Below are 14,175 nucleotides of genomic sequence, written 5' to 3'. Positions count from 1 at the left end.
CCGGCTCAGCGCAGCAGGTCGGCCACCGCCTCGGCGGCGGGCACGTCCGCCGGCAGCTCCGCGACGCCGGTGACCGCCTCCAGCGGCAGCGCGCCGTAGAGGTGCGGGAACCAGGCGCCGCCGCGGGACTGCTCCCAGCGCAGGTCGTCGCCGAGCAGGTCCTCCTCGACCGTGAGCAGGGCCAGCCCGGTGGCGCCGGCGTAGTGCCGCCGGGCGGTCTCCACGATCTGGTCCGCCGCCGACAGGTGCAGGAACCCGTCCTGGCGGTCCAGGGCCGAGGCGGGGACATACCCGTCCACCCCGGCCCGCGCCCACTCGTCGAGGGTCACCAGTTTGTAGATCATGACGGCAGCGTACGGCCCGCTCCGGCGGCCCCGGGGCCGGTCGAGCTGTCCGATGGCCGGACCGGGCCTCCCGCCCGTCGCGCTCTTCTGCCACCATTCGCACGTCATCCGTACGACGAATGGGGGTCACCCGTGCGCATCCTGCTGGTCGAGGACGACCGTCGGGTGGCCGCCGCCCTCTCCTCGGCGCTGACCCGGCGCGGGTACGAGGTCGAGCACGCCGCCACCGTCGCCGCGGCCCTCTCCGCCGCCCCGTGCGACCTGGTGCTGCTGGACCTGACCCTGCCCGACGGGGACGGCACCGAGGTCTGCCGGGAGCTGCGCCGGCGCAGCAGCCAGCTCGGCATCATCGCGGTGACCGCCCGGGGCGAGGAACGCGACCGGGTGCTCGGCCTGCGGCTGGGCGCCGACGACTACGTGGTGAAGCCCTTCTCGATGGTGGAACTCCAGGCCCGGATAGAGGCGGTGCTGCGCCGCGCGTCACACACCGTGCCGGAGCGGGACCTGATCGAGGCCGGCGCCGTGCGCATCGACGTCGCCGGCCGTACGGTCACCGTCGCAGGGCGGCCGGTGGCGCTGACCCGCAAGGAGTTCGACATCCTGCTCTCGCTGGCCCGCCAGCCCGGCGTCGCGGTGCCCCGGGACCGGATCCTGCTGGACGTCTGGGGCACCACCTGGGCCGACCGGCACACCGTCGAGGTGCACGTGGGCTCGCTGCGCGGCAAGCTCGGCGAGCCCCGCCTGGTGGAGACCGTGCGCGGGGTCGGCTACCGGCTCCGCGGCGAGTGAGGGGCGGCCGGTGCGTCGCCGACTGGTGATCAGCTACCTGCTGCTGATGGTGCTGGTGCTGCTGGCGTTGGAGACCCCGCTGGCGGCCACCCTCGCCTCCCGGGAGACCGACCGGGTCCGCGCCGACCGGCTCGCCGACGCGACCCGGTTCGCCTCGCTGGCCGGGCCGGCGCTGCGCGGCGGCGTGCCCGGACCGCTCAGCGGCGAACTGGCCGCCTACGAGGAGCTGTACGGCATCGGCGCGGCGGTGGTCGACCGGGACGGCCGTACCGTGGTGGTGTCGCCCGACTGGCGCGCCGGCCGGGACGCCGAGACGGCGCGCGACACGGCCCTGGCGGGCCAGCAGTTCAGCGGGCCGGAGGCGGTCTGGCCGTGGGTGGACGGCCCACTGGTGGTGGCGGTGCCGATCAACGACGGCGGCGAGGTGCTCGGCGCGGTGGTGACCGCCACCCCGGCCGGCAAGGTCCGGCGCACGGTGACGGTCTGGTGGCTGCTGCTGGCCGGGATCGGCCTGCTCGCCGTGCTGGCCTGCGTCTCCACCGCGTTCGGACTGGCCGGCTGGGTGCTGCGACCGGTGACCGAGCTGGACGCGGTGACCCACGAGATCGCCGAGGGCGACGGGGGTGCGCGGGTGCAGCACCGGCTGGGCCCGCCCGAGCTGCGCCGCCTCGCGGCCAGCTTCAACAACATGGCCGACGCGGTCTCCGACGTGATGGACCGGCAGCGCGCGTTCGTCGCCCACGCCAGCCACCAGCTCCGCAACCCGTTGACCGCGCTGCGACTGCGGGTGGAGGAGCTGGGGCCGAGCCTGACCGACCCGGACGGCCGGGCCGAGCACCGGCTCGCGCTGGAGGAGACCGACCGGCTGGCGCTGGTGCTCGACGCCCTGCTCACCCTGGCCCGGGCGGAGCGGGAGGAGAACCAGCGGGTGACCGTGGACGCCGCGGAGGTCGCCGCCTCGCGGGTCGCCGCGTGGGAGCCGCTGGCCCGGCACCGCTCGGTGGCCCTCCGGCTGCGCGCCCGTGGCCCGGCGTACGCCCGGACCGTGCCCACCGCCGTCGACCAGGCCCTCGATGCGCTGATCGACAACGCGGTGAAGTTCAGCGGGGCCGGGGGAGAGGTCACCGTCACCGTCCGGTACGCCGACGGCGGCACCGCCCTGGAGGTACGCGACACCGGGCCGGGCATGACGCCGGGCCAGCTCGACCAGGCCACCGAGCGGTTCTGGCGGGCGCCGGACGCGCAGAACATCGACGGCGCGGGACTCGGGCTGACCATCGTCGCGGTGCTGGTGGACGCCTCCGACGGGCGGCTGACCATGCGGGCGGGGGAGCCGCGCGGCCTGGTCGCGGAGCTGTGGTTCCCGGCCCCCTGGGACGGCGCGACCAGCGGCGCCGAGGGATCGCCCGCCGCCCCCGACGGCCCCGCACCCGACGATCCACCACCGGACCCGGTCGACCCGCCACTGGCGTTGGCCGCCACCGGGCCCACCCCGACGGACGCCCCGGTGCCGAAGCAGGCGGGCCCGGGGCGCTCCGCCGCAGACGTGGGCGTCGACGGGGCGCCGGCCGGGACCTGAGCGGGTCAGGGTTTGACGGAGCGGTACCAGCCCGCCGCGCCCGGGTGCAGCGGCAGCGGCGCGGTGGCGATCGCCGAGCGGGGGCTCATCCGACCGGCCGCCGGATGGGCCGCGGCCAGTTCGGCCCGGCGCTCCATCAGCAGCCGGGTCACCTCCCGCACCAGCGGCTCCGGCAGGTCCGCCCGGACGATCAGGTAGTTCGGGTTGGCCACCGTGGTGACCGGGTCGAGGTGGTACACCGAGCGCGGGATGTCCCGCGACACGTACACCTCGCGGTAGCTGCGGCGCAGCGGCTCGGTCCACTCGCCGAGATCGACGACCCGGGTGGCCGAGTCGGCCGTCAGCTCGCGCACCGCGCGCACCGGCAGCCCGCCGGAGAAGAAGAACGCGTCGATCTCGCCGGCCCGCAGCGCGGCCACCGAGTCGTCCAGGTTGAGGTGCTTCTGCTGGACCCGGTCGCCGCCGAGTCGGGCCACCTCCAGCAGCCGGGTCGCGGTGACCTCGGTGCCGGAGCCCGCCGCGCCCACCGACACCCGCCGCCCGCGCAGGTCGGCGACCGTCCGGACCGGGCCGCCGGCGGTGGTGACCAGGTGCAGCAGGTCGTCGTAGACCCGGGCCACCGCGAGCACCGACGGGTGCGAGGCGGGGCCGGTGGGCAGCACGTCGGCCTGGGTGAACCCGAGTTCGGCCGCACCCGCGCCGACCAGCCGCATGTTCTCGGCGGAGGCGGCGGTGACCACCACGCTGGCCCGCACCCCGGGCAGCTCCCGGTTGAGGATGGCGGCCAGCGACTGCCCGAAGGCGTGGTACACGGCCGTCGCGCTGCCGGTGGCGATCCGGATCGGCACCGGCTCGGTCGGGGAATCGCGGCAGGCGCCCAGCCCGCCCGCCGACACGAGCAGCAGCATCAGCAGCGCCGCCGGGGCGGCAGCACGCCGCCGGCCGGGGACAGACCAGCAACGACTCACGCGCAGCACTCTGCGCCGCGCACCGCCCCGGGCGCAAGCCCGCCCGGTCGGCGTACCGGGTCAGCGGGCCGGGGCGAGCGCCGCGCGGTCCATGATCCTGAGCCGGTCCGGGCCGTCGGCGACGCTGACCACGAAGCAGCCGGCGCCCGGCCGGAGCAGGGCCGGCACGTCCAGCAGGGCGGCGCTACGGACCAGCACGGCGGCCAGCTCCCGGTCGGTCAGCCGGATCCCCAGGATGTGCCGGCGCACGTGCCGGCCGCCGGCTAGCAGCGCCGACCGCCAGGCCGCCGCGGCCAGCCGGGACCGCCAGGCGGCCCGGGCCGTCGACGCGCCGGGGACCGGCCCGCTCAGCAGCTCGCGGCGACCCCGCCGCCAGCCCGACTCACGCAGCTCCGTGTACGCCGCCCGGTGTTCCCGGGGCACGTGCAGCCGGTGCAGCTCGTAGCGGCGGCGCAGGCCACCGCTGACCACCTCGTGCTCCACCGGCACGGCCAGGCGGTTGAGCAGTTGCCGCATCCGCAGCGCGGCGTCCTCCCGGTTGAACTCCACCGGCCGGTACGGCTCGACCGGGCCGCGCTCGGCGGCCGGTGGGGGTGTGCAGCGGACCAGGCAGGCCACCTCGAACGCGTCGCCCAGGGTGAGCCAGTCCATCGGCGGCGGGGGCGGCGGAACGCGGGGCCGGTCGAGCACAGTGGGTTGCGGGGCCATCGGACCGCTCCTTGTCGGCGTCGGGGGTCCCCATACCGTCACCCGCGCGCCGGCCGGGTTCCACCGATCCGGCCCAGCCTTGAGGAAATCTTGCGGCTCGTCAGAGCTCGGTGACCACCACGTCGAGCTGCCGGGGGCGCCCGGGCGGCGTCGGCTGCTCCTCGACCGTGTACTTGAGGTCACGCAGCGCGGTGACCAGCCCGGCGGCGGTGCGCGGCCGGGCCCCGGCCACCAGCAGCTCGCGGACCAGCCGGCCCTTGGTGGCCTTGTTGAAGTGGCTGACCACGCTGCGGGTCGGCCCGGCCGGCGTCTCCCGCTCGTGCAGCACCCGCACGGTCACCGTCCGGCCGGCCTGCTCGCCGCGCGGCGCCCAGGTCGCGGCGTACGCGCCGGAGCGCAGGTCCAGCACCGGCCCGTCGCCGGCCGCCGCCGCCATCGCCGGGGCCAACGCCCGACGCCAGTACGCCGACAGCGCCCCCACCCCCGGCAGCTTCGCCCCGATCGGGCAGCGGTACGGCGGGATCCGGTCGGTGAGGCGTACGGCGCCCCAGAGGCCGGAGCTGATCAGCACGGTCCGGCGCGCCGCCCGCTGTGCCGGGGCCGGCAGCGAGGCCAGGTCGAGCGCCTCGTAGAGCACCCCGGTGTAGACCTGCCCCGCCGGTGCGGTCGCCGCCCGGTCCAGCCGCGCGTTGCGGGCCAGCTCGCCCCGCTGTCCGGCGCTGAGTCCGAGGGCGGCCAGCGCTGCCGCCTCGTCGCCGCCGCTGAGCGCGATCAGCGCGGTCAGCACCTCCTGGCGGGCGGGGGTCAGCTCGGGCAGGGAGAGCCGGGTCAGGTCGAGCCGCCGGCCCGTGCCGGCGTCGGCCTTCCCCTCGGAGGGCGGCAGCAGGATGAGCACGCCGCCAGCGTACGGGCCGGGCTCAGCGCCACGGCCGCACGGCGGTCGGCGGGTGGTACACGCGATATCCAGCGACCTCGACCAGGGTGGCGGCGTCGGCCTGCTCGCCGAGCAGGCGGCGTAGCCGGCGGTCCGCCGCGGAGCCGACCTCCACCACGTACCCGGGCCGCTCCGCCCGGCCGACCTGCTCCCAGTACGGCCGGTAGCGGTTCTGCCCGGGGGTGAGCGCGCCGTCGAGCACCGCGCAGACCACCCGCTCGCCGGTGGCGAAGGTCAGCCGGTTGCAGGTCCAGTAGTCGCCGTACACCTCGCGCAGCCCGGTCCGGCGCATCGCGTCGGCCAGCTCCCGCGCCTGCCGCTCCTCGTCCTGGGCCGCCTCCGTCCCGGTCAGGAAGAGCCCGGTGGCCACCACGGCGGTGGCGGTCAGCCCGGCCAGCACGGCGGTCGCGGTCGCCCCGGCCAGCCGGCCCGCCGCACCGACCGTGCCCCGCCAGCAGGCCACCGCCGCCGCCCAGAGCGGCCAGAGCACCGCGGGCAGGGAGAGCTGGAGCACCGACAGGTAACGAGCATTGCCCAGCGGGTCCGTCACGGTGAGCGGACTGCGGACGTACGCGAGCAGGGTCAGCGCCGCGCCGACGACCAGGGTGAGCTGCGCGACCGGCCGGACCCGCCGGGCCGTGGGCAGGCCGGCGGTCCGGCGGTACGCGACCAGCGCGAGCAGCGCCGCGACCGCCAGCAGCATCGGGTAGAGCACACCGAACCACTCCTGCCAGCGGGCGCAGCCGGTGATCGGGCAGAGCCCGGTGGCCAGCGGCACCCCCTCCAGCAGACCGCCGCGCAGCCGGAGCGACCACGGCGGCGGCGGGCCGCCGGTGGAGTTGATCTCACGGAGCACCGACAGCGAGTCCGACCCGGGCGGCGCGACCAGGTTGTCCCAGATCATCGGCGCCACCCCCACGGCGAAACCGGCCACCAGCAGCAGCCCCGGCCAGCCGAGCAGGTCCCGGCGGGCGGCGTAGAGCAGCAGCAGCCCGGCCACCGCCAGGTACGGCACGATCAGCCAGTCCGACCAGAGCGCCAGCCCGGCCAGCAGCCCGGCCAGGCCGATCGCGGCCCACCGGCGCCGCACCCGGTCCTGGGCCAGCGCCACCGCGATCAGCAGCATCGCCAGCACCGCCGGTTTCACCTCGGGCCGGCCGCCCACCACGGTCAACTGGTCGCGCACCACGCGTTCCGTGCCGAGCGCCAGCAGACCCACCACGAAGGTGGCGAACCAGGGCGAGTAGAGCCGACGGGTCAGCCGGTACGACAACCAGAGGAACAGCGCGTACAGCGCCAGCAGCGGCAGCCGCAGCACCGGCCAGCTCGGCCCGAACAGCGCCACCAGCGGCGCCGCCAGATACGCCTCCACCATGCCCATGTAGTGCTGCCCGTAGAGGAACACCGGGCGCTCCCGGCCGGCGGCGATGTGCAGGGCAGCGAGCCCGAAGGTGGCCTCGTCGCTGTTCGACGGGGGCACGGTCAGCAGGGTCAGCACCAGCCGGTAACCCACCCCGACCGCCCCGAGCAGCAGCGCGACGAGCGCCGGCCGGTCGAGCCGCGGCCGCTCCGCGTGGTCCTGCGATCCTGATGTCGACACGACCAACGCCCCCGTCGTCGTCCCGACCGGAGTGTTTCACGCCGTACCGGACGCCCGGGGCGGATCCCGGGAGCCGGGCATCTCTCGCGTGGCCGCTTCCGCCCACGTGTGGCAGGGTTGCAGCGTGCCACCCACTCCCGCAGGCCAGCTGGCCGTACCGAACCTGCACCGAGCCGCGCGGCTCGAGGACGCCGTGCACCAGCTGGTGGAGCGTCGCCTGCGCCGCACCGGCTGGCAGGCCAACATCGTCGCGTACGCCGGCTACGGTGCGCCGGGCTGGGCGCGGGTGCTCTGCCGGGTGCTGCTCGGCCGCCCGGACACCCGGCAGCGGGGCCGGCTGGACAAGGTACGCGGCTGGCGCAGCTTCACCACCCTGCCGGCCAAGCACGTCAAGGTGACCATCGAGGCGGGTGGGGTCACCCACGAGGCACAGGCCGACCGGAGCGGCTTCGTCGACATCGTCGTCGAGGGCGACTTCACCCCCGGCTGGTCCTCGGTCCGCCTCAGCGTCGCCGACGCCGAGCCGGCCGAGGCGTTGGTGCGGATCCTCGACCCGGAGGTCCGGTTCGGCATCCTCTCCGACATCGACGACACGGTCATGGTGACCGCGCTGCCCCGACCACTGCTCGCCGCCTGGAACACCTTCGTGCTGGACGAGCACGCCCGGGCCGCGGTGCCCGGCATGGCGGTGCTCTACGAGCGGCTGGCCACCGCCCACCCGGGCGCGCCGGTCTTCTACCTCTCCACCGGGGCGTGGAACGTCGCGCCGACGCTGACCCGGTTCCTCTCCCGGCACCTCTACCCGGCCGGCCCGCTGCTGCTGACCGACTGGGGCCCGACCGCCGACCGGTGGTTCCGCAGCGGCCGGGAGCACAAGCGGGCCACCCTGGCCCGGCTGGCCCGGGAGTTCCCCGAGGTGCGCTGGCTGCTGATCGGCGACGACGGGCAGCACGACCAGGAGATCTACCGCGAGTTCGCCGCCGCCCACCCGGACAACGTCGCCGGAGTGGCGATCCGCCGCCTCTCGCCGACCCAGTCGGTGCTGGCCGGTAGCCTGCCCGCCCCGGCCGGCCAGTCTTCCTCCTCGGGGCCGGTGGGGCAGAAGTGGCTCTCCGCGCCGGACGGCGCCGGGCTCTGGAAGCTGCTGCGGGACGCGGGCCTGGTCTGACGTACGCCCGACCAGGCCGCGCCCACCGCGCCGGTCCTAGTCGGTGCGTGACCCGCTGACCGTGCCGGCCCTGCGACCGTCGGCACCCGCGCCCGTGCCGGTGTCGGCCGTCCCGCCGTCGGCGGCGGACCCGCCGGACTTCTCCCCGGCTGCGTCGGCGCAGCCCGGCGCACTCGGGTCGGCCACCATGTAGACCGAACCGGCACCGGCGCCCTGGTCCTCGGCTCCGGCTTGGTCCTGTGCCCCGGCCTGGTCCTCGGCTCCGGCTTGGTCCTGTGCCCCGGCCTGGTCCTCGGCTCCGGCCTGGTCTGCTGCGCCGCTCTGCTCGTGGGCGCCAGCCTGGTTCTCGGCTCCGGCCTGGTTCTGTGCGTCGGCCTGGTTCCCGGCTTCGTTCTGATTCTGTGCACCGGTCTCGTTCTGCGCCTGGTCCTCGGCTGCGGCCTGGTCGCGCGCCGCCTGCCGGTCCGCCCGCACCTGCTGCACGATCGCCCGCAGCTGCTGGATCCGGACGCGGATCTGCTGGATCCGGTTGGCGACCTGCCCGCCGGCATTCGCCGCCTTCTGGCCACCGTTCCCGGCCTTCTGGCCTGCGTTCCCGGCCTTCTCGCCGCCGGCGTTTCCGGCCTTCTGGCCGCCGGCGTTCCCCGCCTGCTGGCCGGCGGCCTGCTCGGCGCCCGCCTCCTGCTCGCCGGCCTCCTGCTCACCTGCGGCCTGCTGTCCGCCGGCCGCCTGCTGCCCTGCGCCCTGTTCCTCGCCGGCCTGCTGCCCACCGGCCCCCTGCTCTCCGGCGCCGGCCTGCTGGCCAGCCCCGGCGGCCTCGATGATGTCGGCGATCTGCCCGAGCAGCCCACCCACAGCGTCGATGATCCCGGCCGCCCGCGCCGCGCCGCCGTCGGCCGCCGCGCCTTCGTCGGCCGCCGCGCCTTCGCTGGGGGCCGCGCTTTCGCTGGGGGCCGCGCTTTCGCTGGGGGCCGCGCTTTCGCTGGGGGCCGCGCTTTCGCCGGGAGCGGCCTTTCCGGCCTGGGCCTGCTGCGCACCCTGCACGATGTCGCGGACGCCGCCGAAGATTCCGTCGAGCCGCTGCACCCGGGCCTGGGTTGCCTGCGGGTCGGCGAGCTGGCCGGTCCGCTTCCCGGTCAGCTGCTCGGTGATCGCCCACGCCTGGTCCAGGCGGGTGGCCATGGCCACCTCCCACGGGACCATCGGGCAGGCGGCCCCGGCGACGTCCACGTCGCCGTCACAGCCGGCGGCGGCGCGGCGCTGCTGGATCAGGTCGACCACGGCCTGCCGGTTGGCGATCCGGGCCGGCGAGTTGGCGTCCGGATTCTGCCGCTGTCCGGCGATGAAGGTCAGGTTGTTGCGCAGGGCCGTGTCCAGGCCCTGGCAGTTCTCCGCCGCCTGACCGGTCCCGGTCGCGACCGCGAACGCCGCGCCGGCCGTCACCGCGAGCGCCACCCCGCCGGCGATCTTCCGCTGACGGGACGAACCCGTCATCCTTCGTCTGCTCGTCGTGCCCCTGCTCCACGCCATCGAAGCTCCTCCGCCTCGTCGTCACGGTGTCCGGCATCCGATGCGGGATACGGCGGCGACTGCGGAGACGGTTCACGTCGCGGCACAGCTACGACGCAACGTTCGACGGAGGGTGAAAGTTGGGGCGCCTCTGGCTACTGACAGTAGTGCATGGCTGGTAGGTGTTGGGTTGAGCGATATGACTCTGAGGCATATTTATGACTCACAGGTATATCGCTCACCACGAACATTTCTCCCCAGCGGCGAGCTGACCAACCCGCCCGCGAGCTGACTAATCGGCCCGCGACCCGACCGACCGGCCCGCGACCCGACCGACCGGCCCGCGACCCGACCGACCGGTCAGCCGACCCGAAACAGCCCGGTCAGTCGCGGCGGAGCCAGAGCACGCCCAGTGGCGGGACCCGCAGCGCGACCGACGCCGGCATCCCGTGCCACGGCACGTCCTGCGCGTGTACCGCGCCGAGGTTGCCGACCCCGGAGCCGCCGTAGTGGTGGGCGTCGGTGTTGATCACCTCGGTCCAGGTGCCGCCGGCCGGCAGCCCGATCCGGTAGTCCTCCAGCGGCAGCGCGGAGAAGTTCGCCACGCAGACCAGCGTGGCGCCGTCGGGGGCGATCCGGACGAACGAGACGGTGTTGTGGGCGACGTCGTCGCCGGCGATCCACCGGAAGCCGGCCGGGTCGGTGTCCTGCGCCCAGAGCGCCGGCGTCGCCCGGTAGACCGTGTTGAGGTCTCCGACGAGGCGTTGCACCCCGGCCCGGGCCGGGTCGTGGGTCAGGTACCAGTCGAGGCCGCGCTCCTCGCTCCACTCCCGGTCGTCGGCCAGCTCACAGCCCATGAAGAGCAGTTGCTTGCCCGGGTGCGCCCACATGTACGCCAGCAGCGCCCGCACGTTGGCCAGCCGCTGCCAGGTGTCGCCGGGCATCTTGGCGGCGAGCGACCCCTTGCCGTGCACCACCTCGTCGTGGCTGATCGGCAGCACGTAGTTCTCGCTCCAGGCGTACGCGAGGGAGAAGGTGAGCTGATGGTGGTGGTGCTGGCGGTAGATCGGGTCCTTGGAGGTGTAGAGCAGGGTGTCGTGCATCCAGCCCATGTTCCACTTGAACCCGAAGCCGAGCCCGCCGTCGGCGGTCGGCCGGGTCACGCCGGGCCAGGCGGTGGACTCCTCGGCGACCATCACCACCCCGGCGTGGTGCTTGTAGACGGTCGCGTTGACCTCCTGGAGGAACGCGATCGCCTCCAGGTTCTCCCGGCCGCCGTGCACGTTCGGGGCCCACTGCCCCTCCTGCCGGGAGTAGTCCAGGTAGAGCATCGAGGCGACGGCGTCCACCCGCAGGCCGTCGACGTGGAACTCCTCGCACCAGTAGAGCGCATTGGCGACCAGGAAGTTGCGCACCTCGCGGCGGCCGAAGTCGAAGACGTACGTGCCCCAGTCGGGGTGCTCGCCGCGTCGCGGGTCGGCGTGCTCGTACAGCGGGGTGCCGTCGAAGCGCGCCAGCGCCCACTCGTCCTTGGGGAAGTGCGCCGGCACCCAGTCCAGGATCACGCCGATGCCGGCGCCGTGCAGCCGGTCGACCAGGTGGCGGAAGTCGTCCGGGTCGCCGAAGCGGGAGGTCGGCGCGAAGTAGCCGGTGACCTGGTAGCCCCAGGACCCGCCGAACGGGTGCTCCATCACCGGCAGGAACTCCACGTGGGTGAAGCCCATCTCGGTGACGTACGCGGTGAGCTGCTCGGCCAGTTCCCGGTAACCCAGGCCGGGCCGCCAGGAGCCGAGGTGCACCTCGTACACGCTCATCGGCTCCTGGTGCGGCTGCCGCCGGGCCCGCCGGTCCAGCCAGACGGCGTCCGACCACTCGTACGTCGAGTGGTGCACCACCGAGGCCGTGGCCGGCGGCACCTCCGCGTACGCGGCCAGCGGGTCGGCCTTGTCCCGCCACCGCCCGTCGGCGCCGAGGACCCGGTACTTGTACCGGGCGCCGATCCGCGCCTGCGGCACGAAGATCTCCCACACGCCGCTGGAGCCGAGCGAGCGCATCGGCCAGCCGTCGTCCGGGCCCCAGCCGGTGAAGTCGCCGACCACCCGCACGCCCCGGGCGTTCGGCGCCCACACCGAGAACGCCACGCCCTCGTCGAAGACCCGCGCGCCGAGCGCCTCCCAGAGCCGCTCGTGGCGCCCCTCGCCGATCAGGTGCAGGTCCAGCTCGCCGATGGTCGGCGGGTAGCGGTACGGGTCGTCGGTGACCTGCCCGTCGGCCTCGATCCGGTAGTCGAGCACGGTGCCCTCGACCCGGGTCTCGAAGACGCCGACGTCGTGCACCCGCTTCATCGGGTGCCGCTCCTCGCCGACCAGCAGCATCACGTCGCCGGCGCCCCGGCGCATCGCGCGGATGGTGGTCCACCCGTCGGCGGGGTGCGCGCCGAGCAGGGCGTGCGGGTCGTGGGTCTCGCCGGCGATCAGCTGGTCCATCGCGCGTCCTCCGGGGCGGGAGCGGTCGGGGCGGTGCCGCCCGAAAGGTCGGTCGGCACGTCGGCGACGGTGAGGTCGGCCGGGGCGTGCCCGGTGGGCTCCGCCGCGGCCGCGGCGGCCGGGCGGCGCACCGTCAACACGTGGGCGGGCTGAAGGTACGGGTCGAGGCGGACGGCGTTGCGCTGCCCCCACTCGTAGCGGGCGCCGGTCAGTTCGTCGTGGACGGTGAACCGCTCGTGCCAGTCGAGGCCGAGGGCGGGCATGTCGAGGGTGGTGTTGCCCCACTGCACGCCGCGCGAGTCGAACGAGCAGACCACGATGACGGTGTTGCCGCTGTCCGGGTCGTGTTTGGACCAGCAGAGCAGCGCCGGGTTGTCGATGTCGTGGAAGCGCAGGTTGCGGAGCTGGTGCAGGGCGGGGTTGTCCCGGCGTACCCGGTTGAGGGTGGCGATGAACGGCGCCAGCGAGCGGCCCTGCGCCTGCGCCCCGGCCCAGTCCCGGGGGCGCAGCTCGTACTTCTCGTTGTCCAGGTACTCCTCCGCGCCGGGGCGGGCGACGTGCTCGAAGAGCTCGAACCCGGCGTACACGCCCCAGGAGGGGGAGAGCAGCGCGGCCAGCACCGCCCGGATCTTGAACATCGGCGGGCCGCCGTGCTGCAACGAGGAGTGCAGGATGTCCGGGGTGTTGGGCCAGAAGTTCGGTCGCATGTAGTCGGCCGCCGCGACCAGTTCCTCGCAGTACGCCCGCATCTCCGCCGCCGACGTGCGCCAGGTGAAGTACGTGTACGACTGGGTGAACCCGATCTTGCCCAACCCGTGCATGATCGCCGGCCGGGTGAACGCCTCAGCGAGGAAGAGCACGTCCGGGTCGACCTTCTTGACCTCGGCGATCAGCCAGTGCCAGAAGTCGAACGGCTTGGTGTGCGGGTTGTCCACCCGGAAGATCCGGATCCCCTCGCCGACCCAGTGCAGCACCACCCGCAGCACCTCGGCCCGGATCCCCTCCGGATCGTTGTCGAAGTTCAGCGGGTAGATGTCCTGGTACTTCTTCGGCGGGTTCTCCGCGTACGCGATGCTGCCGTCGGCCCGGGTGGTGAACCACTCCGGGTGTTCGGTCACCCAGGGGTGGTCCGGCGCGCACTGCAACGCCAGGTCCATCGCCACCTCCAGGCCCTGCTCGGCGGCGGCCGCGACGAAGTCGCGGAAGTCCTCCGGCGTACCCAGGTCGGGGTGGATGGCGTCGTGGCCGCCTTCGGCGGCGCCGATCGCCCACGGCGAGCCCACGTCGTCGGGCCCGGCGGTGAGCGAGTTGTTGGGGCCCTTGCGGTTGACCCGGCCGATCGGGTGGATCGGCGGCAGGTAGAGCACGTCGAAGCCCATCGCCGCGACGCCCGGAAGCCGCTCCATCGCGGTGGCGAAGGTGCCCGAGCGGGCCGGGGAGTCGACGGTGGCCGGGATCGCGCCCTCGGAGCGGGGGAAGAACTCGTACCAGGCGGAGAAGAGCGCGCGGGGGCGGTCCACCCAGAGCCGGTACTCCTCGCCGGTGGTGACCAGCTCGCGCACCGGGTGCTCCCAGAGCAGGTCGGCCAGCTCCAGCGCCGGGGCGACCCGGCGGGGCAGGTCCAGCTCGGTGTCGCGCAGCGCGGCCACGGCGGCCTTCACCCGCACGACGTCGGCGGCGGGCACCAGTTCGGCCGCCGCCGTCAGCACGCGGGCGCCCTCGGCGAGGTCGTTGGCCAGGTCCGCCGGCCCCTGCCCGGCGGCGATCTTCTTGGTCACCGCGTTCTGCCAGGTGAGGTAGGGGTCTCCGAACGCCTCGACGGTGAAGACCCAGTCGCCGACCGCGTCGGGCTGGATGGTGGCGTGCCAGGTGTCCTGGCCCGGCTCGCCGGGGCGCATCCGGGTGAAGGGTCGCGCCGCGCCGTCCGGGCCGAGCCAGACCACGTTGCAGCCGAGTGCGTCGTGCCCCTCCCGGTAGGCGCGGGCCGACACGGGCACCACCTCGCCGACCACCGCCTTGGCCGGATAGCGACCGCAGGCGACGACGGGGGAGACGTCTTCGATCGGGAACCGTCCGCTCACCCCGCCAAC

The 14,175-nt window shown here is 74.7% G+C and carries 10 protein-coding genes and 1 pseudogene; 3 read left to right on the top strand and 8 right to left on the bottom strand.

Translation table 11 applies throughout. The annotated features are described in order from the left end of the window. Positions 1-5: 5 nt before the first annotated feature. Positions 6-344 (bottom strand): DUF952 domain-containing protein, encoded by a 339-nt coding sequence (locus ACTMS9_RS16485; protein ID WP_441147969.1) that lies wholly within the window; start codon positions 342-344, stop codon positions 6-8. Between the two features lie 132 nt (positions 345-476). Here ACTMS9_RS16485 and ACTMS9_RS16480 point away from each other — a divergent pair, with 132 nt between their 5' ends. Then, the gene (locus ACTMS9_RS16480; RefSeq protein WP_088962950.1) at positions 477-1,133 is read left to right on the top strand and encodes a response regulator transcription factor; all 657 of its coding nucleotides are present in this window, start codon (positions 477-479) and stop codon (positions 1,131-1,133) included. 10 nt (positions 1,134-1,143) lie between these two features. Further along, positions 1,144-2,612 (top strand): annotated as a pseudogene (locus ACTMS9_RS16475) (ATP-binding protein); the annotation flags it as partial. A gap of 105 nt (positions 2,613-2,717) precedes the next feature. Here ACTMS9_RS16475 and ACTMS9_RS16470 read toward each other — a convergent pair. From ACTMS9_RS16470 to ACTMS9_RS16455, 4 genes are all read right to left on the bottom strand, one after another. Next, positions 2,718-3,680: a TAXI family TRAP transporter solute-binding subunit gene (locus ACTMS9_RS16470; protein WP_441147970.1), complete on the bottom strand. Its 963-nt coding sequence runs from the start codon at positions 3,678-3,680 to the stop codon at positions 2,718-2,720. A gap of 60 nt (positions 3,681-3,740) precedes the next feature. Beyond that, entirely contained in the window at positions 3,741-4,388 is a 648-nt protein-coding gene (locus ACTMS9_RS16465; RefSeq protein ID WP_441165369.1) for a hypothetical protein, read from the bottom strand. A gap of 100 nt (positions 4,389-4,488) precedes the next feature. After that, the gene (gene yaaA / locus ACTMS9_RS16460) at positions 4,489-5,283 is read right to left on the bottom strand and encodes a peroxide stress protein YaaA (protein WP_441165368.1); all 795 of its coding nucleotides are present in this window, start codon (positions 5,281-5,283) and stop codon (positions 4,489-4,491) included. A 22-nt stretch (positions 5,284-5,305) separates the two neighbouring features. After that, complete coding sequence (locus ACTMS9_RS16455; RefSeq protein WP_441165367.1) at positions 5,306-6,928, bottom strand: hypothetical protein; 1,623 nt, start codon at positions 6,926-6,928, stop codon at positions 5,306-5,308. A gap of 118 nt (positions 6,929-7,046) precedes the next feature. Between ACTMS9_RS16455 and ACTMS9_RS16450 the strand changes: the two genes are divergently transcribed. Continuing rightward, positions 7,047-8,090, top strand: a complete 1,044-nt coding sequence (locus tag ACTMS9_RS16450; protein ID WP_441147974.1) for an App1 family protein — start codon at positions 7,047-7,049, stop codon at positions 8,088-8,090. Positions 8,091-8,126: 36 nt separating this feature from the next. Here ACTMS9_RS16450 and ACTMS9_RS16445 read toward each other — a convergent pair whose 3' ends face one another. The 3 genes from ACTMS9_RS16445 to ACTMS9_RS16435 form a co-directional block, all read right to left on the bottom strand. Then, positions 8,127-9,584, bottom strand: coding sequence for a hypothetical protein (locus ACTMS9_RS16445; RefSeq protein WP_441165366.1), 1,458 nt, complete (start codon positions 9,582-9,584; stop codon positions 8,127-8,129). Between the two features lie 398 nt (positions 9,585-9,982). Further along, positions 9,983-12,085 carry a 1,4-alpha-glucan branching protein GlgB gene (glgB, locus tag ACTMS9_RS16440; protein ID WP_441147976.1) on the bottom strand — a complete coding sequence of 701 codons (2,103 nt, stop codon included), beginning with the start codon at positions 12,083-12,085 and terminating at the stop codon, positions 9,983-9,985. Next, entirely contained in the window at positions 12,073-14,166 is a 2,094-nt protein-coding gene (locus tag ACTMS9_RS16435; RefSeq protein ID WP_441147977.1) for a maltotransferase domain-containing protein, read from the bottom strand. The genes glgB and ACTMS9_RS16435 overlap by 13 nt, the downstream gene beginning before the upstream one ends. Positions 14,167-14,175 lie beyond the last annotated feature (9 nt).

Source organism: Micromonospora sp. L31 (assembly GCF_052068075.1).
GTDB classification, from domain to species: domain Bacteria; phylum Actinomycetota; class Actinomycetes; order Mycobacteriales; family Micromonosporaceae; genus Micromonospora; species Micromonospora purpureochromogenes.
The sequence above is the reverse complement of the archived record's forward strand: the minus strand, read 5'-3'. Positions and strand labels throughout refer to the sequence as shown.

Bases quoted from the DNA above. Each gene is read 5' to 3' on its own strand.
- ACTMS9_RS16485 (WP_441147969.1), bottom strand. From the start codon at position 344: ATGATCTACAAACTGGTGACCCTCGACGAGTGGGCGCGGGCCGGGGTG.
- ACTMS9_RS16465 (WP_441165369.1), bottom strand. From the start codon at position 4,388: ATGGCCCCGCAACCCACTGTGCTCGACCGGCCCCGCGTTCCGCCGCCC.
- ACTMS9_RS16445 (WP_441165366.1), bottom strand. From the start codon at position 9,584: ATGACGGGTTCGTCCCGTCAGCGGAAGATCGCCGGCGGGGTGGCGCTC.
- glgB (WP_441147976.1), bottom strand. From the start codon at position 12,085: ATGGACCAGCTGATCGCCGGCGAGACCCACGACCCGCACGCCCTGCTC.